The 19752-nt window shown below is 38.2% G+C and carries 23 protein-coding genes and 1 other annotated feature; all 23 genes read right to left on the minus strand.

Annotated features, from left to right (window positions below; all coding sequences use genetic code 11):
• Nucleotides 1-15: 15 nt before the first annotated feature.
• The gene (locus tag V7137_RS12540; protein ID WP_335698396.1) at nucleotides 16-1329 is read right to left on the minus strand and encodes a solute carrier family 23 protein; all 1314 of its coding nucleotides are present in this window, start codon (nucleotides 1327-1329) and stop codon (nucleotides 16-18) included.
• Between the two features lie 175 nt (nucleotides 1330-1504).
• Nucleotides 1505-2047 carry a bifunctional pyr operon transcriptional regulator/uracil phosphoribosyltransferase PyrR gene (gene pyrR, locus V7137_RS12545; protein ID WP_335698397.1) on the minus strand — a complete coding sequence of 181 codons (543 nt, stop codon included), beginning with the start codon at nucleotides 2045-2047 and terminating at the stop codon, nucleotides 1505-1507.
• Between the two features lie 185 nt (nucleotides 2048-2232).
• Nucleotides 2233-3144: an RluA family pseudouridine synthase gene (locus tag V7137_RS12550; protein ID WP_335698398.1), complete on the minus strand. Its 912-nt coding sequence runs from the start codon at nucleotides 3142-3144 to the stop codon at nucleotides 2233-2235.
• The gene (gene lspA, locus V7137_RS12555; protein ID WP_335698399.1) at nucleotides 3116-3607 is read right to left on the minus strand and encodes a signal peptidase II; all 492 of its coding nucleotides are present in this window, start codon (nucleotides 3605-3607) and stop codon (nucleotides 3116-3118) included. Before lspA ends, V7137_RS12550 begins: the two co-directional genes overlap by 29 nt.
• Nucleotides 3608-3726: 119 nt before the next feature.
• Nucleotides 3727-4011: a hypothetical protein gene (locus V7137_RS12560; RefSeq protein ID WP_335698400.1), complete on the minus strand. Its 285-nt coding sequence runs from the start codon at nucleotides 4009-4011 to the stop codon at nucleotides 3727-3729.
• 141 nt (nucleotides 4012-4152) lie between these two features.
• Entirely contained in the window at nucleotides 4153-6918 is a 2766-nt protein-coding gene (gene ileS / locus V7137_RS12565; RefSeq protein WP_335698401.1) for an isoleucine--tRNA ligase, read from the minus strand.
• Between the two features lie 74 nt (nucleotides 6919-6992).
• Nucleotides 6993-7235: a binding site (T-box leader), on the minus strand.
• A gap of 49 nt (nucleotides 7236-7284) precedes the next feature.
• A complete protein-coding gene (locus V7137_RS12570) occupies nucleotides 7285-7800 on the minus strand; it encodes a DivIVA domain-containing protein (protein ID WP_218345688.1) in 516 nt (171 codons plus the stop codon).
• An 87-nt stretch (nucleotides 7801-7887) separates the two neighbouring features.
• Nucleotides 7888-8664: an RNA-binding protein gene (locus V7137_RS12575; protein WP_335698402.1), complete on the minus strand. Its 777-nt coding sequence runs from the start codon at nucleotides 8662-8664 to the stop codon at nucleotides 7888-7890.
• Nucleotides 8665-8693: 29 nt separating this feature from the next.
• Complete coding sequence (locus V7137_RS12580; protein WP_335698403.1) at nucleotides 8694-8957, minus strand: YggT family protein; 264 nt, start codon at nucleotides 8955-8957, stop codon at nucleotides 8694-8696.
• Between the two features lie 5 nt (nucleotides 8958-8962).
• Nucleotides 8963-9433 (minus strand): cell division protein SepF, encoded by a 471-nt coding sequence (locus V7137_RS12585; protein ID WP_335698404.1) that lies wholly within the window; start codon nucleotides 9431-9433, stop codon nucleotides 8963-8965.
• A gap of 11 nt (nucleotides 9434-9444) precedes the next feature.
• The gene (locus V7137_RS12590) at nucleotides 9445-10122 is read right to left on the minus strand and encodes a YggS family pyridoxal phosphate-dependent enzyme (protein WP_335698405.1); all 678 of its coding nucleotides are present in this window, start codon (nucleotides 10120-10122) and stop codon (nucleotides 9445-9447) included.
• Nucleotides 10119-10946: a peptidoglycan editing factor PgeF gene (gene pgeF, locus V7137_RS12595; RefSeq protein ID WP_335698406.1), complete on the minus strand. Its 828-nt coding sequence runs from the start codon at nucleotides 10944-10946 to the stop codon at nucleotides 10119-10121. The genes V7137_RS12590 and pgeF overlap by 4 nt, the downstream gene beginning before the upstream one ends.
• A 69-nt stretch (nucleotides 10947-11015) precedes the next feature.
• Nucleotides 11016-11285, minus strand: a complete 270-nt coding sequence (locus V7137_RS12600) for a YlmC/YmxH family sporulation protein (RefSeq protein ID WP_218345694.1) — start codon at nucleotides 11283-11285, stop codon at nucleotides 11016-11018.
• 133 nt (nucleotides 11286-11418) lie between these two features.
• Nucleotides 11419-12198, minus strand: a complete 780-nt coding sequence (sigG, locus tag V7137_RS12605) for an RNA polymerase sporulation sigma factor SigG (protein WP_026566385.1) — start codon at nucleotides 12196-12198, stop codon at nucleotides 11419-11421.
• A 162-nt stretch (nucleotides 12199-12360) separates the two neighbouring features.
• Nucleotides 12361-13080, minus strand: a complete 720-nt coding sequence (gene sigE, locus V7137_RS12610) for an RNA polymerase sporulation sigma factor SigE (RefSeq protein WP_026566384.1) — start codon at nucleotides 13078-13080, stop codon at nucleotides 12361-12363.
• Between the two features lie 45 nt (nucleotides 13081-13125).
• The gene (gene spoIIGA, locus V7137_RS12615; protein ID WP_335698407.1) at nucleotides 13126-14064 is read right to left on the minus strand and encodes a sigma-E processing peptidase SpoIIGA; all 939 of its coding nucleotides are present in this window, start codon (nucleotides 14062-14064) and stop codon (nucleotides 13126-13128) included.
• A 151-nt stretch (nucleotides 14065-14215) separates the two neighbouring features.
• Nucleotides 14216-14416: a hypothetical protein gene (locus V7137_RS12620; RefSeq protein ID WP_335698408.1), complete on the minus strand. Its 201-nt coding sequence runs from the start codon at nucleotides 14414-14416 to the stop codon at nucleotides 14216-14218.
• A gap of 6 nt (nucleotides 14417-14422) precedes the next feature.
• A complete protein-coding gene (ftsZ, locus tag V7137_RS12625; RefSeq protein WP_335698409.1) occupies nucleotides 14423-15559 on the minus strand; it encodes a cell division protein FtsZ in 1137 nt (378 codons plus the stop codon).
• A 38-nt stretch (nucleotides 15560-15597) separates the two neighbouring features.
• Nucleotides 15598-16896, minus strand: coding sequence for a cell division protein FtsA (gene ftsA / locus V7137_RS12630; RefSeq protein WP_335698410.1), 1299 nt, complete (start codon nucleotides 16894-16896; stop codon nucleotides 15598-15600).
• Nucleotides 16897-17021: 125 nt separating this feature from the next.
• Complete coding sequence (locus tag V7137_RS12635) at nucleotides 17022-17384, minus strand: small basic family protein (protein WP_218345698.1); 363 nt, start codon at nucleotides 17382-17384, stop codon at nucleotides 17022-17024.
• A complete protein-coding gene (locus V7137_RS12640) occupies nucleotides 17384-18115 on the minus strand; it encodes a DUF881 domain-containing protein (protein WP_335698411.1) in 732 nt (243 codons plus the stop codon). The genes V7137_RS12635 and V7137_RS12640 overlap by 1 nt, the downstream gene beginning before the upstream one ends.
• Nucleotides 18116-18165: 50 nt before the next feature.
• Entirely contained in the window at nucleotides 18166-18810 is a 645-nt protein-coding gene (locus V7137_RS12645) for a DUF881 domain-containing protein (protein ID WP_335698420.1), read from the minus strand.
• Nucleotides 18811-18868: 58 nt separating this feature from the next.
• A complete protein-coding gene (locus V7137_RS12650; protein WP_335698412.1) occupies nucleotides 18869-19642 on the minus strand; it encodes a cell division protein FtsQ/DivIB in 774 nt (257 codons plus the stop codon).
• Nucleotides 19643-19752 lie beyond the last annotated feature (110 nt).

The raw sequence follows: 19752 nt of genomic DNA on the forward strand, positions 1-19752 counted from the left end.
AGAGTTAAGACTTGGTTATGCAATTTTCTGCTTTTCAGAAGGTTCCATTTCCTCAAGCATATTCTCATTTACAGCTTCTCTGCCCGGAAGGATGAGGTTTAACAATACACCGCAAATTGCTGCTAGTGCCATTCCTTGGATTTGCAGTGATTCTGATACTTTTATTACAGCTCCACCGATTCCGATTACTAAAATAACCGAAGAGATGACGAGGCTACGCTTATTTCCAAAATCAATTTTGCTATCAACCAGCATTCGTAATCCAGAGGAAGCGATGATCCCGAAAAGCAGAATCGAAACTCCGCCCATAACTGGTGTTGGAATGGTGCTAATTAAGGCAGTTATTTTCCCCACAAAACCGAAGATAATGGCGAAGATTGCTGCACCTGCAATGACATACACACTATAAACGCGAGTAATCGCAATGACCCCGATGTTTTCACCATACGTTGTTTTAGGCGGTCCGCCAATCAAGGCGGAAATTATCGTTGCAGTTCCATCTCCTAGTATCGAACGATGCAAACCAGGCTCTTTAATATAATCACGGCCAACTACCTTACTAAGGACCAGTTGGTGTCCGATATGTTCTGATAAAGTTACAATCGCAACCGGTACCATTAACAACACTAAATCCCAAGTGAATTTTACTTTATAGCTTACAAACGGAATGATGAATTCAGGCATTTCAAAGATCTTAGCTTCAAGAACTGGTTTAAAATCGACAACCCCAACCGCTAGTGCGTAGATATATCCGACTATAATTCCAGCTAAGATAGGTATCATGCTTAACATTTTTTTCGCATATATCGAAAAGATAATGGTTGCCGCTAAGGTTACAAGTGCAACGGAGAAATGGAGCATGCTGTATTTTCCAGTTGCCGGATTATTCATCGCCATATTCACCGCAGTTCCTGATAGCGCTAATCCGATGACAATAATCACTGGTCCTACCACAATTGGCGGAAGCAGGTTCATGATCCAGCGGTGCCCCGCTTTACTGATAATTAATGCAACAAGTCCGTAAACTAGGCCCGCAAGAAAGGTTCCGACCATGGCTCCACCCGGTCCTCCGGCTGCTTTAGCGGCAATGACAGGTCCGATAAAGGCAAAGGATGATCCTAAGTAGGCAGGAACTTTGAATTTAGTTATGAATAAAAATGCCAATGTTCCAAGTCCACTTGAAATAAGTGCAATCGCAGGGCTCATCCCAACAAGGTAAGGAACAAGAATCGTGGCTCCAAACATGGCGAATAAATGCTGTAAGCTTAAGGTAATCCATTGAAAGGGTTTGGGAATCTCTTTTATGTCTAGGATCGGTTTAGTGTTCATTGTGATTTTTCCCCCAATTTTATTTACTACTTTTCTTTAGTATCTAATTATTTTCATAAAAAAACCCTCTTTGCCCGAAAGGTACAAAGAGGGTGTGGACATACCAAAATAAGGTTTCATAGTGGCATGTTCCCCTTTGTCAGCCTCGCAGGACTACTTTTAAAAGGGTTACTATTTATTTTTCAAAGATACTGACTTGATCTTCCTTATCGACTTCAGTTAACTCCACTACTATTCTTTCGTCACTAGAAGTTGGAATATTTTTTCCTACATAGTCTGCTCGGATTGGAAGTTCGCGATGACCTCTGTCAACTAAGACCGCAAGTTGAATGACTGCAGGTCGTCCTACATCCATTAAGGCATCGAGTCCAGCTCTTACCGTTCTACCTGTATATAACACATCATCAACTAAGATCACTTTTTTATTATTTATTCCCACAGGGATATCCGAACCTTTTACAAGTGGTTCTTGATTATCGGTTTTCTTGGTTAAATCGTCACGATAGAGGGTAATATCCAACTCACCTACTGCTATTGATTTCCCTTCAATCTCTTCAATTTTGGCGGCAAGTCTCTCTGCAAGAAAAATGCCTCTCGTCCGGATACCAACAAGGACACAGTCATCGATCCCTTTGTTTTTCTCAATAATTTGGTGGGCGATTCTTGTCAATGCCCTTCCAATTGCTTGCTCATCAAGGACAACAGCTTTTTGGTTCATATTACACCTTCTTCTTTTGTATAAATAAAAAACCTCTCACCCAATGTTTGGCGAGAGGTTAACTAGTCAATAAACAGATAAGAGCATAGTTTGCCCATTATCATAACCGTTTCCTTCTCAGCCTCACGGGACTGTTTTAAAGGCTTATTAAGCTAAAATTATCTTACTGTAAAAAGCCGGCCATGTCAACGATTATTTCGAAGCTGGGTTAGTAAGACCTCGATATCTATTGGAAGTGGTGCTTCAAATTCCAAGTATTCGTTTGTTCTTGGATGGTTAAATCCAAGAACACCTGCATGTAATGCTTGTCCGTCAATATCCAGTGTTTTTTTCGGTCCATATTTTGGATCTCCTGCAAGCGGGTAGCCAATATATTTCATATGAACACGAATTTGATGTGTTCTGCCTGTTTCTAATTGACATTCAACAAAGGTAAAATCCTTAAAACGTTCAATAACATGAAAATGAGTAACAGCGTGTTTTCCATGGTCAACGACTGTCATGCTTTGCCGGTCTTTTGTATCCCGGCCTAGTGGAGCATCAACTGTTCCAAAGTCATGAGGTATGACACCATGGACAATTGCTTTATATTTGCGAGTAACTGTTTTAGCAACTAACTGATTAACCAGACTCTCATGAGCCAAATCATTTTTGGCCACCATTAAAAGTCCGGACGTATCCTTATCAATCCGATGAACAATCCCAGGTCTTAACACACCATTGATTCCTGACAAATCTTTACAGTGGAACATTAATCCATTGACAAGTGTCCCCGACATATGGCCGGGTGCTGGATGAACGACCATCCCCCTTGGTTTATTTACAACCAAAACATCACTGTCTTCATAGTAAATGTCTAAATTGAGGTCTTCTGGGACCACATCCAATTCTTCAGGATCTGGAATTGTAATTTCGATTTGATCGTTCAAATTGCATTTATAATTCGTTTTAATCTGTTGTCCGTTCACGGTTATATTGCCTTCTTTAATCCATTGCTGTACCTGTGTTCTTGACCATTCTTCATCAAGGCTGGAGATCACTTTATCGATCCGATCCCCTTTTTGCTCCTCAAGAATGGTGTGTTCCATTTTCTCCATATGATTTCTCCTTTGTCTCTCTCTCTTCTAGCAGCATTTGAATCATTAACAGGATGACACCGATCACTAAAGCTGAATCGGCGATATTAAAGACAGGGAAATTATAGCCAAAAACATACGTATGAATGAAATCAACCACTTCCTTGCGAATAACACGGTCAATAAAGTTTCCGATGGCGCCTCCAAGCATAAATGCTAAGGATATCCCAAGCATCCTTTTACCTTTAACAGCTTTGTACAGATAATACATAATTGCGGCGATAACAATAATCGTAATTACATAAAAGAGCCACATTTGTCCTTGTAAGATTCCCCATGCAGCTCCACGATTGCGATGTGAAGTAATATAGAAAATATTATCAATGACCGGAATACTTTCTCCCAAATACATGTTGCTTACAATTAGCCATTTCGTAATTTGATCTAATAAAATAACAAAAAGAGCGATTAAGTAATAAAACACTAAGAAATACCTCCACATCAACCTAGACTAATTAAGATCTAGACGCTTTCGCTTATCATACTTCTTAAGCATTTTAGCATACTTTATCGCTAAACGAAAATGGAACATGCCGAAAAAGATTAGTAAATCGGTTTTTTGTAATAATTCATTAAATATTGTGAATCCTTAACAGTCTTTAAGGTAGGAATCATGTTTAATAATTCGTTAGGTAGTAATTCACCTGAAATCTCACATAGTCCAAAATTTCCATTCTTTAGCTTTTGAATAGCTGTATTAATATCTAATAGTTCTTCTTCTAAAACTGCAGTAAACCAAGTTGGCTTCTGTTTGTTCTTTAAGGAAAATTCAATTTCATCTTTCGTATGACGGAGTTCCAAAAACAGCTGTTCCTGCGTTGCATTCATAGTTGTTACCTCCGTGTTTCATTTGTCTTATTATTTCCGCCGACCATAAACTGACACGGAAAAACATTTGACAACAACTACAACAATTAACGGAGAAGGAAAAAATTAAAAGCCCTATGCCAATGCATAGGGCTTCTATTATTAATTATGAGTATAGTTAGCTTTCACTACCTCCGCACAACGTGGGCAAAGCGTTGGGTGTTCTGGATCTTGACCTACTTCCGATGTTACAATCCAGCAACGCTCACATGTTTCTCCCTCAGCTTTCGTTACTACGATGGCTGCAGTTTCTAACTTAACTGCATTTTCAGGTGCTTCCTCGTAGGTTCCTGCCACTTCAAAGCCTGAGATAATGAAGAGTTGTTTCATATTTTCTTCAATCGAATCTAATAACGTTCTTGACTTTTCATTAACATAAAGCGTTACTTTAGCTGTTAATGACTTTCCAATCACTTTTTGATTACGAGCTTCCTCAAGTGCTTTTAATACATCATCTCGAAGATTCATGAATTCAGTCCACTTTTCCTCTAAGGCTTTGGCACCCTCTAGTTCTTGATACTCAGGGAAGTCTGTTAACTGAACACTTTCTTCTGTTACTGATGGGATGAAGTTCCACACTTCATCTGCAGTGTGTGAAAGGATTGGCGAAACCAACTTAGTTAACGCAAGAAGCGATTCATACAGCACAGTCTGGATTGCACGGCGCTCATGATTATCCGCTGCCTCAATATAAAGAACATCTTTTGCAAAATCCAAATAGAATGAACTTAAATCAAGCGTACAGAAATTATTAATAGCATGATAAATGCCAGCAAATTCATAATTCTCATAGGCATTACGAACATTTTTTACCAATTTATTTAACTTTACAAGCATGAATTGATCGACTTCTCGAAGATCTTCATAAGCCACTTTATCTGCTGGAGTAAAGTCAGCTAAATTCCCTAACAAGAAACGGAAGGTGTTGCGAATTTTCCTGTAAACTTCAGCAACCTGCTTCAAAATAGCATCTGATACACGTACATCTGCTTGATAATCAACAGAGGCTACCCAGAGACGTAAAATATCGGCACCTAATTGATTCATTACTTTTGCAGGAACCACTACATTTCCGATTGATTTACTCATTTTTCTGCCTTCTCCGTCAAGAGCAAAGCCGTGACTTAATACTCCTTTGTATGGTGCCTCACCTGTAACGGCCACAGCAGTGGATAAAGACGAGTTAAACCAGCCGCGATACTGGTCTGAGCCTTCGAGATAAAGGTCGGCAGGTCGGACTAAATCATCTCTTTCAAGGAGAACAGCTTGATGGGAAGAACCTGAATCAAACCATACATCCATGATGTCTGTTTCCTTTGTAAAAATACCGTTCGGACTTCCTGGATGAGTAAATCCTTCAGGAAGTAATTCCTTTGCTTCGCGTTCAAACCAAACGTTTGAACCACATTCACGGAATAAGTCTGAAACATGATTAATCGTTTCATCTGTAATGATTTCTTGACCATTTTCAGCGTAGAAAACAGGAATTGGTACACCCCATACACGTTGACGAGAAATACACCAGTCTCCTCGGTCACGTACCATATTAAATAACCGCGTTTCACCCCAAGCTGGAATCCATTTTGTTTCCTTCACTGCATCTAGTAATTCGTTACGGAAATCTTTAATGGATGCAAACCACTGTGCTGTCGCTCGGAAGATTACCGGTTTCTTTGTTCTCCAGTCGTGTGGATATGAGTGTGTAATAAACGAAAGTTTGAGCAATGCACCGGCTTCTTCTAATGCTTGTGTGATTGGTTTATTTGCCGTATCGTAAAATATTCCTTCAAAACCAGGTGCTTCACTTGTCATTACGCCTTTATCATCGACAGGGCATAGGACATCTAAACCATATTTTTGACCCACATAAAAGTCATCTTCCCCGTGACCAGGTGCTGTATGAACACAGCCTGTTCCGGCATCAGTAGTTACATGTTCCCCTAACATCACCAATGAATCACGGCCATATAGCGGATGTACGGCTAAAATATTCTCTAATTCATTTCCTTTTACCTTTTTATCCACCGTTACTTCTTCCCAGCCAATTTCCTTCGAAACAGATTCAAGGAGCGCTTCAGCTACGAGATATTTGTTATTATTGACCGAAACTACTACATAGGCTAGATCAGGATGAACAGAAATACCTAAGTTGGCTGGAATGGTCCATGGTGTTGTTGTCCAGATAATAATTTGTGTATCTGCATCCAGGACGCCTTTACCATCCTTCACTTTAAAGCCAACATAAATAGATGCAGACTTTTTGTCCTGGTATTCAATCTCTGCTTCTGCAAGTGCTGATTCACTTGATGGTGACCAATAAACAGGCTTAAGACCCTTATAAATATAACCTTTCTTAGCCATTTCACCAAAGACTTTAATTTGTTGAGCCTCATAAGCCGGATTTAGTGTAATATATGGATTTTCCCAGTCACCGCGTACACCAAGACGTTTAAATTGTTCACGTTGATTATCAATTTGTTCGAGTGCGTATTTTGTACAAAGTTGACGGAATTCTGCTACCGTCATTTCTTTGCGCTTCACTCCTTTATTCGTTAACGCTTGTTCAATCGGAAGACCATGTGTATCCCAGCCTGGTACGTATGGGGCATGATAGCCGCTCATTGATTTAAAACGGACAATCATATCTTTTAAAATTTTATTAAGGGCATGCCCCATATGGATATCACCATTAGCATAGGGAGGACCATCATGTAATACAAACATCGGACGTCCTTTGGTCCGTTCCTGAACTTTTTTGTAAATATTCAACTCTTCCCATTTTGCCTGAATCTCAGGCTCTCTTTGTGGAAGATTACCACGCATTGGAAATTCAGTTTGTGGCATTAATAACGTATTTTTATACTCCATTTTTTCTTCCTCCTGTAATCCTCTTCATATAACAGAATAGCCAATAGACAAATAAAAAAACCCTCTCATCCCAAAATAGGGACGAGAAGGTTTTATTCCCGCGGTACCACCCTGATAAATAGTTCGATATTATCGTTCTATCCTCTTTAACATTCGTAACGTGAATAACACGCCTAAGTCTACTATCCTTACTAGAGGGTTTCGACTGCGGAACTCAAGGGTGATTTTCCAATTTTTCAACCTTACCAGGCTTCCACCGCCCCCGGCTCGCTAAAAAAGTCCTCAAAAAATTGTACTGTCCCTATCATCGTCATTGACCATTCTTTATAACTGTTAAGAAATTATATGCTAAAAAAACGCTTTTCGTCAAGCTAATGAATCTTCTTCTTGATGAACTTTTAGTTCTGTTGCGTCAACCTCATACTCTAATAAGTGATCCCAATCATCAGTATTCAGCATATCAAGCTGGGCTTCGATCAACATTTTAAACCGAGTGCGGAAAACTTTTGACTGCTTTTTTAAATCCTCGATTTCAAGAGCAATCTTCCTTGCTTTTGAAAGTGATTCATTAACGATCCGATCAGCATTTTTCTCTGCTTCCTTTATAATCAACTTTGCTTCCTTTTGGGCATTCCGTTTAACATCTTCACCCGCTTCTTGCGCAATGATGATTGATTTATTCAAGGTTTCTTCAATCGTAACAAAGTGGCCAAGGCGCTCATTCATATCATTCATGCGCTCTTCTAATTCTTTTTTCTCTCTTAGGACTAATTCATAATCCTTAATTACTTGATCGAGAAACTCGTTAACTTCATCTTCATCATACCCTCTAAAACCCTTATTAAATTCTTTATTATGAATATCCAACGGTGTTAACGGCATAAATGCCACCTCCATACAATCTCAAATTCTATATGTATAAGCAAATATTCGACATCATTCTTCGAAATTCCTTCTTTGCTTGTTTAGTTATTTTTGTTTTCCGACAATTATTCGCCATTTTTCTTTTTTCGTTTTCCCTTCAATGGCGAGAATTTTGGCTCGTCCACTGCCTCTTACAGAAATCATATCACCGACACCGCATTCAAATGATGGGTTTTCGATTAATGTCCAATTTACTTTCACGAGTCCTTGTTGAATAAAAAGCTGTGATTTCTGACGAGACAAATGATAAATTCCGGATATAACGGTATCAAGCCGGAGAGAAGATACCGTTAAATCATTTTCAACTAATATTTCACTGGTAGGCAGCGCATTGTCTATATCCGTTTCCGATAATTTTACCCCTGCCCTGCCAATGGTTTCTACATTACTTAATATATAGTCACTAATTTCTTTGGCAGCAAAAAATTGGCATCCCCCATTTTTAACTAGGATATCTCCAAATTTCCCACGTTTCACCCCTAAAGACATCAATGTTCCTAAAACCTGTCGATGTTCGATGGTAACGAACTTCGCAGGATAATGGATGTCAAAAAGACTAATTTGAAATTCATTATCATCAATGGATGGCAGATAGTCTGGAAAAATAATGGCTCTTTTTCGTTCAACATCAGGGCTGCCGCCAAAAAGTTTATATTTTACTTCACCATGTTCACCAATTATCATTTTTAGAATATGCTGTTCCCTTGGATCAAGAAAATCGGTTAATTTAGGAGTATATTGTGTCTCAACATAATTCTTCCAATTTAACACCTGATCAATATATTCTCGTTCTTCTGGACGAAAGTGCTGATAAATGTTCATTTTTAAAAAACACAACCTAGTTCAAATTCTTAAGCAAGCCAACGATATACACTGCCTAGCCCACTGCTAGCAAAGTTTAAAACAAGAAATGCAACAATTGGAGAAATGTCCATCATACCGATTGGTGGAATGATTTTTCTAAATGGTTCTAAATATGGTTCACAAATTTTCGCGAGAAACTGACCGATGGATGACTCTCTGGCATTCGGGAACCATGACATTAAAATATAAATAATTAATGCCCACGAATAAATTTGAATTAACTGTTGTAGTAAACTAAAAACAAATGACATTTACATTACCACCTTGTCGTTTGATTTTCAAAGTCAGGAATAAGCTCCGATATATTTCCGGACACCTCAACATTATCAGGTGTACATAAAAATATACTGAATCCAATCTTTTGAATGTCTCCACCAATAGCATAAACAGCTCCACTTAGAAAATCGACAATTTGTCTTCCCTGGTCACTATCAATTCGCTGCAAGTTCACTACAACTGCACGGCGATTTTTTAACTGATCAGCAATATCAGTTGATTCAGAATAAGAGCGTGGTTCAACTAAAATTACCTTTGATGACTTTGTAGAAACAGTAGCTTTTTGCACACTTTGCAAGCTAACCACGTTTTGGTTTTTTACAACTTGTTGTTGTTGTTGTTGTTTTTGTTTTACAGGTAGTCGTTCTGTTGTTTCTGTAAAATCTTCGTTGCTATCATCATGTTCATCATCTAAAAAGAAAAATGTTTTTAATTTCGATTTAATCGTCATTATTTTCTCTCCTAACCATCTTCACCAACAAGCGCTGTGCCTATTCTTACCATTGTAGCCCCTTCTTCAATAGCAATTCCATAATCATTTGACATCCCCATCGAAAGCTCGGTGCAAGGAGCATAATCCAAATCTAAGGCTTGGACTTGTTTACGAAGTTCTCTTAATTTACGAAAACATTCACGTATTTGCGATTCATTATTTGTAAGTGGAGCCATGGTCATTAAACCTTCCACACTGATATTCTCAAATTTCCGAAGTGATTCAATAAAAGGGACCACTTCCTCATAACTTAAGCCGTGCTTTGATTCTTCCCCAGAAACATTAACTTGTACCAAACATTTTACCTTATGTTCAGCACGTTTATTTATTTCTTCAGCAAGAGACATCCTGTCCAAGGAATGAATATATTCAACGATATTAATAATATTTTTTACCTTTCGCGTTTGAAGTGAACCGATATAATGCCATATAGGCTTGTCCTTAAGTTCTTCCCACTTTCGAAGGAGTCCCTCATCCCGATTCTCACCTAAATTTATTATTCCTGTTTGTATTGCTTCATTCGCCCTTTCGGGACTGACATATTTCGTAACCGCAATCACCCGTACTTCTTCAGGGTTTCGGTTTACTCGAAGGCAGGCTTCATTAATTTGTTGTTTAATTAACTCATACTTTGCTGCAACCCTCATAAACGTTCCGTAGTCTCCTTCCAGCCCATAAAAGTTAACATTCGTCCTGTTTTCCCCTTGTCACGACGGTGGGAAAAAAACTTTTTATCACAACTAGAACAAAATCTAGTCATCTTGATATTTGATTTCGGTACACCATTCTTCATAAGTATTTGCCTATTTACTTCACGTAAATCTAATGAATACTGGCCATCGTTAATTAAATTATAGGGTAAAATTTCGACATCATCTAGTGTATTTTCAACCAAGTTTATTACACGTTTATCAACAATATAACATTTTTCACAGATAGATGGGCCTATTGTAACTAAAATCTGTTCGGGGTTTATTCCTTCTTTCTTCCAGGCAGTAATCATTTCCCTAGCAATTTGACCAACGGTTCCTTTCCACCCTGCATGGGCAATTCCGATCATTTTTGATTCAGGTGCAATAAAAAAAAGAGGGACACAGTCGGCAAAGCAAAGTGTTAACAAGATGCCCTCCTCATTCGTATAAAAACCATCTGTATCTTTAATCGCATTTTCATAGGAATTAGAGCCTTTACCACGGTCTAGTTTAGAAATTTTTTTAAGATGAATGCCATGCGTTTGTTCTGGACCGACCCAATTATTTATCGGAAATGTGAGCAGCTCCGAAATTGTTTCACGGTTGGTGCAAACATCGTTTTTATCATCACCTACGTGAAAACCAAGGTTAAGGGTTTCATAATCCCCTTTACTTACCCCGCCATGTTTAGTGGTCATTCCTGCAACCAAACCCGGAAATTTGGTCTCCCAGTTTTCTATCGATAATAATGACTGATTTTTTAAAACAAAGGGTTCCATTCTCATACCTCGTTTGTTTTTTCTATAGTTTACCATGAAAAGAAAATTTGGTCACCGCAAATAACATGTTCACACCTCTGCTTCTTCCGATAAATTTTCGGTACTGCCTTTGTAGCGAACCAATATAACATCCTGCCCGATTTTTAATATATTTTTCCACGGAATAACCACATCGTCATCTTTTCCAAAAAAACCAAGCACCCTGCCACTTCCGCTTATTACTACTGCTTCAATTTTACCCGTTGTTAAATTTATCTCGATATCACCAATATTACCAAGCCTTTTTCCATCCGCCACATTGACAACATCTTTTATCTGGAACTCAGAAATTTTTACCATCTCTCTCACTCCCGGTTTCATTACTATAGAAAATATATGATTGGGTTTTTCTTTTTAGTAGGCTCTGTTTAACGTTAGTGTGATTTTTACAAAATTCACTCTGGAATAAAAATAAAGCTGCCCTAAGGACAGCCTAACTTTGAATATTTTTATTCATTTGTCTAATGGCCGCTTTTTCTAAACGGGACACTTGTGCTTGAGATATCCCGATTTCATCTGCGACCTCCATTTGTGTTTTACCTTGGAAGAAACGCTTCCGTAGTATTAACTTCTCACGATCGTTTAATCTTCGCATTCCTTCTTTTAAAGCAATTTCTTCAATCCAATGGATATCTTTATTTTTTTCATCGCTTAATTGGTCCATCACATAAATTGGATCCCCGCCATCATTATAAATTGGCTCGAAAAGGGACACTGGGTCCTGAATGGCATCAAGCGCGAACACAATTTCTTCATGTGGAACTTCTAAGACCTTGGCAATTTCTTCTGCTGTTGGTTCTCTTGAGGTCTCACTCATCAATCGCTCTCTCACCTGAAGGGCTTTATAAGCGATATCCCTAAGGGACCTAGAAACTCGAATTGGATTGTTATCCCGCAAATATCTACGAATTTCACCAATAATCATCGGAACCGCATAAGTAGAAAACTTCACGTTTTGGCCCAAATCAAAGTTATCGATAGATTTCATCAGCCCAATACAGCCAACCTGAAACAAGTCATCAACAAACTCGCCCCTATTGTTAAATCGTTGAATGACACTTAATACGAGTCGTAAATTACCGTTGACGAGCTTTTCTCTGGCATAAATATCGCCCTCTTGCATTTGCTTGAAGAGTATTCTCATTTCTTCGTTTTTTAAGACAGGAAGTTTTGCTGTGTCCACACCGCAAATTTCAACTTTATTTCGAGTCAATCCTTTTCCCTCCTCACAGGAGTTGCTGTACAAAAAACAGTATCTCCTTGAGAAGGAAAAATATGCACTTATCCATGATGGTGGACAAGTGCATATTTGTCGAAAAATGCAATTAAATCATGAAATTCTTAGGTTTTTTTTACTGAAAAAATTTTTTCATCTTTACACCATTTTATTAAATTCTTTCCTTAGCCGTTTAATAATTCTTTTTTCTAATCGGGAAATATACGATTGGGATATTCCCAACATGTCTGCTACGTCTTTTTGGGTTTTTTCTTCACCATTTGTTAGGCCAAACCGAAGTTCCATTATTTGTTTTTCACGGTCAGTCAGTTGATGGAGTGCTTTGGTTAAAAGCTTTCGGTCCACGTTAGCTTCTAAGTCCTTTGTGATAATATCATCATCCGTTCCTAGAACATCAGATAATAATAATTCATTCCCATCCCAATCAATGTTTAAAGGCTCGTCAAACGAAACTTCTGACCTGATTTTATTATTGCGTCTTAAGTACATAAGAATCTCATTCTCGATACATCTTGAGGCGTATGTAGCAAGTTTTATCTTTTTCTCGGGATTAAATGTGTTGACGGCTTTAATTAATCCGATGGTTCCAATACTTATTAAATCTTCAATATTAATTCCTGTATTCTCAAATTTTCTCGCAATGTACACTACAAGACGAAGATTGCGTTCAATTAAAATGGACCTTGCCGCTTTATCACCGCCAGGTAATTTTTTCAGCAACATCTCTTCTTCATCTTTGCTTAAAGGAGGCGGTAATGCCTCACTACCACCAATATAATAAACTTCATCCGTTTTTAAGCCCAATTTCATTAATAGTTTATACCAGTAGTAGGATAGGCGTAGCCTCCATTTTTTCATGCGTGTTCCTCCTTCTAAAATATGTTTTTTGCGAGTATAGTAATACTAACTCACCTTAATGGTTTCAATTTGCTGCTTAGGGCCTGTGAGCATCTTTGGATGAACAATGCATTGAAATGCATCATCGCTGGACAGCTGATTCGTTGTAAAGGAAACAAGTCCCTTTTCGCATAGATATTGAGTCTCTTTATGTTCAATTAAGATGTTTTCCGGTTTTACGGCTATAATCAATTGATGCTCTTGTCCAATTACGCGCGTAGGTACAATTCTGAGCCTATTTTGCCATTCCACAGGAAGATTCCCACTGCCTTGGATAAGTAACTCTGGGTCCCCCGCTAGCTTCTTTATTGATTCTGGGACTGTATCCAGTTGGTTTTTAATTGATACGAACATGACAGGAAGTTTTGACAATGGGTCATACAGTTGATTCCCACTATCTACCAATCCTTTAAAAGTAAAGGTTTCATTATCAATGCTCACACTTACTTTCACAATTTGATCAAATTGAATTTTTGTCATCTCCATGCTTTCAACGTTTTTTCTTGAGAAGTGCCAGGCAACTGGAAAGCCAATTAGAACGAATAACCAACTAATTGGATCGCCAAACCCTTTTGCACTGGAGAGAAGGACCTTGGTTGTTAACTCTGAATCATATTGGATAAAGTAGTGAGTTCCCATTAATGCCCCGCCAATTAAAAAGGTTGACACATAAAGCGTCATTAACGCTTTAAGGAAAAAAGTCAACCGCTTATATCCAAAAGCGGTTAATACCATCAGGATTGAGAACATAAATTTTGAAATGGGATGGCTTGTATAGACATTTAATGGCGTAAAAGATAATAAAATTATCAATGAACCAATAAATCCTCCAGCTGCTAGTCTCCCGATTTTTATCTCTCTTTTTAGAAAAATAGCTGTTAAGTATAGAAGCAGGCTATCAAATAACAAATTTAGTGCCCAAATCACATCTAAATAAATAGTCACCAGCTTCCTCTCTTTTATTGGTCAGCTTTTCCTTTCTGTTTACGAAAAAGTATAACGTACTTTCATGGCTGAAGTGTGTCACTTTCTGTAATCAAAAAAACAGAAATTTCCACTATTCACAACGGATTTTGTCAGATGGTTATTGTTGCAATTAATAAGGGTTTGTTAAAAAATTCCTTGTTGACTTCCACTCCAGGCGCTTCGCTTTCCGCGGGCGGTCCGGGGAGCCTCCCGCAGGAGTCTTCGCGCCTTCCGTTCCAGTCAACAGGGTGCCAAAATCAACAATAGGCTTTACATAGCCAATAATAAAAAAGACACGACCTATAAAAGGGCGTGTCTTTAAAGAAATCATTTATTTTTATCTTCTACGATTACGGTTGCGTAAGAAGGTTGGAATATCTAATGCTTCCTCTTGAGAAACTTGAGTATGTCGCACAGGTTCTTGCTGAACCTCTTCACGTTTTGGCTGCTCTCTCTTTACAGTACCCATTTGTGGCTTAGCCTGTCCAAAAGTAGGACGGGTAGCTTTTGGCTGGATAGTTTCTTCTTTAAATCCTGTTGCAATGACAGTTACGATAATTTCATCTTTAAGCGATTCATTGATAACAGAACCAAAAATCATATTTACTTCTTGATCAGAAGCGGTTGCCACGATATCTGCAGCTTCTTGAACTTCATAAAGGCTCAGGTTGGTACCGCCGGTAATGTTCATTAATACACCTTGGGCTCCATCAATAGATGTTTCTAATAATGGAGAACTAATGGCTTTCTTAGCGGCTTCTGCAGCACGGTTTTCACCTGCAGATACACCAATACCCATTAATGCTGAACCCTTGTTTGACATAATTGTTTTAACATCAGCAAAGTCCAAGTTAATAAGCCCAGGTACAGCAATTAAATCGGAGATACCTTGTACACCCTGACGAAGAACATTGTCTGCTTCTCGGAATGCTTCTAGCATTGGTGTGCTTTTATCAACGATTTCAAGGAGACGATCATTAGGAATCACGATAAGTGTATCTACGGCGTCTTTCATCGCACTAATTCCACCTGATGCTTGTCCTGACCGTTTTTTACCTTCAAATGTGAACGGACGAGTAACTACACCAACAGTTAATGCACCTAAGTCTCGAGCAATTTGTGCAATAACTGGTGCTGCACCTGTACCTGTACCACCACCCATACCTGCAGTAACAAATACCATATCGGCACCGCTTAATGCTGACTCAAGCTGCTCTTTACTCTCTTCAGCAGCTTTCTTCCCAACATCTGGATTAGCTCCTGCTCCTAGTCCACGAGTCAATTTTGCACCTATCTGCATCTTAACTTCTGCTTTGGACAGATTTAGGGCTTGAGCATCAGTGTTAACTGCGATAAATTCTACTCCTTGAACGCCATGTTCAATCATTCGGTTTACCGCGTTATTACCACCGCCGCCAACACCGATTACTTTTATTGTTGCAAGAGAATCTAAATTTGTATCAAATTCTAACATGACAATCCTCCTAATTCGTCGCTTCCTTTTCGATTTGCCTATTCGAAAAAGTAACCAAGGAATTTTTTTACTTTTGATGACATCTTTTCTTCCGGATGTTTTTCTACTTTTGTTTTAGGTTGTTGTTGTTGTTGTTTTGGCGCTCTTTTTTCGACGGGTTCAGCAATGGTTGATGAACCAATTGTTCCACCTGGTAATCTAGCATTCTTGTAAGCATATTTAATTAAACCAACCGCAGTGGTATATTGAGGTTCTCTAACACCAATATAATCAGGTACAGCTACGCGGACTCTATTTTGTAAAATCACTTGAGCAAGTTCTATCACACCTTGCATATTTGCAATTCCGCCAGTTAATACATAACCTCCTGGAAGGTCACTATATCCTAAGCGTTTCATTTCATGTAATACTAGTTCAAAAATCTCTTCCATTCTTGCTTCAATAATGTCAGAGATTTCAAGTTGGTTAAATTGTTGATGCTGATCACTGCCGATTATCGGTACACTGAACACTTCATCTTCTGATGCTTCATCGTAGAATGCATGTCCATGTTTTACTTTTATTTTTTCAGCATCTTCTGTTGAGGTCCGTAACCCAACAGATATATCTTTTGTGATATAATCTCCGCCAACAGGAATAACGCTTGTCTGAGTGATAAATCCTTCTTCGAAAACGGCGATAGTCGTTGAACCTCCACCTAGGTCAATAAGTGCTACGCCGAGGTTTTTCTCATCCTTAGAAAGTGCGTAATCTCCTGCTGCCAACGGCTGAAGGACAATATCAACAATCTCAAGACCGGCCCGTTCAACACATCGAAGGGTATTTATAATAATCGATTTGGAGCCAGTAATTAGGGTGCCGTCCATTTCCAAGCGAACACCAATCATACCGCGGGGATCATTAATTTCATCTTTACCATCGAGGATAAATTGTTTTCGAATTACACCAATGTTTTCTCTTTCTGGCGGGATTGAACCAACATGTGAGGCTTCAATGACACGATTGACGTCTTCATTCGTGATCTCTCTATTTTGGCTTGATACTGCTACAATACCATGACAGTGTTGAAGCATGACATTGTTAGCTGAGATGCCAACCACCACATCCCTAATTTCCATCCCAATCATTCTTTCTGCTTGCTCTATCGCCCTTCTAATCGAATGAACGGTGTCGTCCATGTCAACAATTGAACCTTTGCGTAATCCTTCAGATTTTACATTTCCAACACCAATTATATTTAACGAGTCTTTACCCGAGTCATTGACCATTTCACCAATGATAACTTTTACACTGGATGTACCGATGTCAAGACTAACATATATTTCATTGCTGTTCATTCTTTGGCACCTCCTTTAGATTTCCTTAAGTTGAACAACAACTATATTTTTTTTGTCCACTACATGTTCAATAGTAATATCATTTAAATTATTCGTCACAACTAAATGATTCCCTTTAAAAAATTTCAATTTTTTTCTACTTTTTCTTTGTTGGTTGACCATTTTGTCAATAAAATCCGCCTAATTACGGCAATATTCTGGAACAATCTGACACCAAACGCGAAAACTGCCGCTAAATACAAGTCTACACCAAGATTAACACCGAGAAAAGCTAAACTTGCAGCAAGTATAATATTAAAGAAGAATCCTGATACAAACACTTTTTCATCATATATATTTTGCAGGTATGCCCTGATCCCACCGAAAAGAGTGTCGAATGCCGCTAAGACAGCAATCGACAAATAATTGGAATATTCTTCAGGAATGCGTATTTCTGTTAATAAGCCCAGAATGATCCCAATTATTAATCCTATGATTGGAAGCCACATTAAGAATCGCCTCCTTCTTTTGTCGGTTCCATGTAGCGAATTCGTATGGAATCATCATAGGCTGGTACCGTTACGTTCGGATTTGGTTTAGAAATAGTAAGTCTTAGATTTTCAATAAAAAATTCTTCAGTAGACTTGGATACTTTCATCCGATTATATAATTTTTCAGCTGTAGAATAATCATCTACGCCGACGATAACCTCTATTGGCAGGCTTTTAACGGTATGACCATCGATTTTTGTTTCCTGATTGATGTCACGGATCACAGTGGTATTAATAATTCTTTTACCATCAATTGCTACATATTTTGCTTCATACATATTTAATTCGTTTAGTAATCTAATTAGAAGGTCTGGTGGAACAACCTGATTAACTGGTGTCCCTGGCTTTATTTCTTCGATTACAGGCTCAATCTTCATTTTAATCCCAGGAACGGTTATTTCAGACAGTCCCGCCTCAAGCTTTAATTCTTTTAATGTATCTATTAAAGCTTGTTCTTTGCTTTGCTTTCGCGTCGAATCATAGGCAGCCAGTTTTTCTTCATTGGAGCGTATTTCACTCAATAAGTTGGATTGAAGTTCTTTTTCTTTTAGTAATGCTTCACGAAGCTGCCATATATCCCGAGTATCACGCTCAGCAGGTTTTTTTACTGTTTGAAACTGTATTGCAATCATGAAACCGACTAAGACTGCAATCAATGTAAAACTTGTATTTATTTTTTTGTTGTCCACTTTTTTTCACCTAACCTTTTAAATTATCATTCCGTGGACATCTCAAATGACTAACTTCCTAAGATTGGATTAAGGACAATTTCATCATCTTTTTCCAATGAAAAAACAATATTATCATTGACTAACTGATCTTTCACCCCTCCAATTAGGTTTATGGCTGAAGAGAGGACAGCGGGATCTCCGATTGCAGAAATAATAAAAGGAGCTGGATGCTCAATTCCATCAACCGTTATAACGGGTCCATTGCAAATAATATAAGAATGACTTGTCAGTCTCTGCCCATTGATGGCAACTGCTGCTGCCCCTGATATATAGAGTTCATTTACCACTTTGAAGACATGGTGTTCATGAACAAGATAATTATTAATATTATCTTCCTTTGGATCATAGGCACCGTCGGTTAACGTAATCTTAACCCCTTTACCTTTAACCTTCACTTTCCCCAAGAACATCCGATATTTTTCAGCATCCTCTGCAAGATTCTCATAAACCTGTGCTTCCTTGGATAGGTCTTTTTCATTTTTAAGAACCAGCTCTTGTTTTTGATTTAATTCCTTTTGCAATGCGCGATTGCTCTTTTCTTCTGCAATTAATTGGTTTCTGAGAGCGAGAGTCTCTTCCCACTGTTTACCAGAAACTTTAGGTTTCTCTTTATTCATATCCATTTGTGTTAAATGATAAGAAAAGGCAATCATAAATCCTAAAACAAGGAAGACCAGGGACAATATGACATGCTTACCCTTCACCCTAATCTTACTCAACGTCTTTTTCCTCCACTTCGGTTTCAAAGGACTTAAAATACGAACCTACTTCTAAGTCAATAATCCCCTTTTTGTTGGGATCTATTTGAGAGATAATCGAAGGATAATGCACCATTTTTTCCGAAAAACTTCTTAATGTGGCACTAACTTCAAATCCATCATTCATAAATAAGGAAATATGATAATGATCAGTTTTTTTCGGAGAATAATGGATTTCAGAGATAGAATTTGATATCTCACTTGGTAGTTTTTCTAACTCCTTCACCATTTGATCGAGGGCTGCCCCTTCTTTAAAATCAAATAAAATTGGAGAATTTATAGGAATTTTCTTTGCAGCTCGCTTTTTTAATATTTTCCCATTTTCCATAATAGGTAAAAATTTATTCGCTTGTTTAAGATAAGCAATTCTTTTATGTTCTTTAACTTTGATGATAACTGTATTCGGCCATTGCACCTTGATTTCAACCTTGTTTATTTCAGATAAACGCTTTAATCTTGATGCAGTTTCATCCTTTTTTATTTTCCAAATATTCGTATTATTCGAAAGGCCGCTCTGACTAACCAATTCTGCTTCGGAGTACACACCATTTCCTTTTATTGTTATCGTCTTTACATGACTTAATGGTGATTGTGAATAGGCGATCACTACTATCATTGTAAAGAACAGAATTAACAGGAGCACAAGGCGTCTGTTTGCTTTGCGCCGTCTTTGCTCCTTTAGCTTTGGAATACGGTCCTCGAGAGCAACGATTTTACCTTTTTCCATATAAGATTCCTCCACATAAAAAGCAGCTGCTCCAAAATAAGTAGACTAAGCCTGTCCAACATTCGATAGTGTTCCCTCGAAAAGAGAAACAACGGCACGAAAAACCATGC

Origin of the sequence: Neobacillus drentensis (assembly GCF_036962765.1) — a bacterium.
Taxonomy (GTDB): domain Bacteria; phylum Bacillota; class Bacilli; order Bacillales; family Cytobacillaceae; genus Neobacillus; species Neobacillus drentensis_C.

Excerpts from the sequence above, each read along its gene's own strand:
- V7137_RS12540 (WP_335698396.1), bottom strand. The coding sequence starts at position 1,329 with ATGAACACTAAACCGATCCTAGACATAAAAGAGATTCCCAAACCCTTT.
- pyrR (WP_335698397.1), bottom strand. The coding sequence starts at position 2,047 with ATGAACCAAAAAGCTGTTGTCCTTGATGAGCAAGCAATTGGAAGGGCA.
- V7137_RS12550 (WP_335698398.1), bottom strand. The coding sequence starts at position 3,144 with ATGGAGAAAATGGAACACACCATTCTTGAGGAGCAAAAAGGGGATCGG.
- V7137_RS12560 (WP_335698400.1), bottom strand. The coding sequence starts at position 4,011 with ATGAATGCAACGCAGGAACAGCTGTTTTTGGAACTCCGTCATACGAAA.
- ileS (WP_335698401.1), bottom strand. The coding sequence starts at position 6,918 with ATGGAGTATAAAAATACGTTATTAATGCCACAAACTGAATTTCCAATG.
- V7137_RS12570 (WP_218345688.1), bottom strand. The coding sequence starts at position 7,800 with ATGCCGTTAACACCGTTGGATATTCATAATAAAGAATTTAATAAGGGT.
- V7137_RS12575 (WP_335698402.1), bottom strand. The coding sequence starts at position 8,664 with ATGAACATTTATCAGCACTTTCGTCCAGAAGAACGAGAATATATTGAT.
- V7137_RS12580 (WP_335698403.1), bottom strand. The coding sequence starts at position 8,957 with ATGTCATTTGTTTTTAGTTTACTACAACAGTTAATTCAAATTTATTCG.
- V7137_RS12585 (WP_335698404.1), bottom strand. The coding sequence starts at position 9,433 with ATGACGATTAAATCGAAATTAAAAACATTTTTCTTTTTAGATGATGAA.
- V7137_RS12590 (WP_335698405.1), bottom strand. The coding sequence starts at position 10,122 with ATGAGGGTTGCAGCAAAGTATGAGTTAATTAAACAACAAATTAATGAA.
- pgeF (WP_335698406.1), bottom strand. The coding sequence starts at position 10,946 with ATGGAACCCTTTGTTTTAAAAAATCAGTCATTATTATCGATAGAAAAC.
- V7137_RS12600 (WP_218345694.1), bottom strand. The coding sequence starts at position 11,285 with ATGGTAAAAATTTCTGAGTTCCAGATAAAAGATGTTGTCAATGTGGCG.
- sigE (WP_026566384.1), bottom strand. The coding sequence starts at position 13,080 with ATGAAAAAATGGAGGCTACGCCTATCCTACTACTGGTATAAACTATTA.
- V7137_RS12620 (WP_335698408.1), bottom strand. The coding sequence starts at position 14,416 with ATGATTTCTTTAAAGACACGCCCTTTTATAGGTCGTGTCTTTTTTATT.
- ftsZ (WP_335698409.1), bottom strand. The coding sequence starts at position 15,559 with ATGTTAGAATTTGATACAAATTTAGATTCTCTTGCAACAATAAAAGTA.
- ftsA (WP_335698410.1), bottom strand. The coding sequence starts at position 16,896 with ATGAACAGCAATGAAATATATGTTAGTCTTGACATCGGTACATCCAGT.
- V7137_RS12635 (WP_218345698.1), bottom strand. The coding sequence starts at position 17,384 with ATGTGGCTTCCAATCATAGGATTAATAATTGGGATCATTCTGGGCTTA.
- V7137_RS12645 (WP_335698420.1), bottom strand. The coding sequence starts at position 18,810 with ATGATTGCCTTTTCTTATCATTTAACACAAATGGATATGAATAAAGAG.
- V7137_RS12650 (WP_335698412.1), bottom strand. The coding sequence starts at position 19,642 with ATGGAAAAAGGTAAAATCGTTGCTCTCGAGGACCGTATTCCAAAGCTA.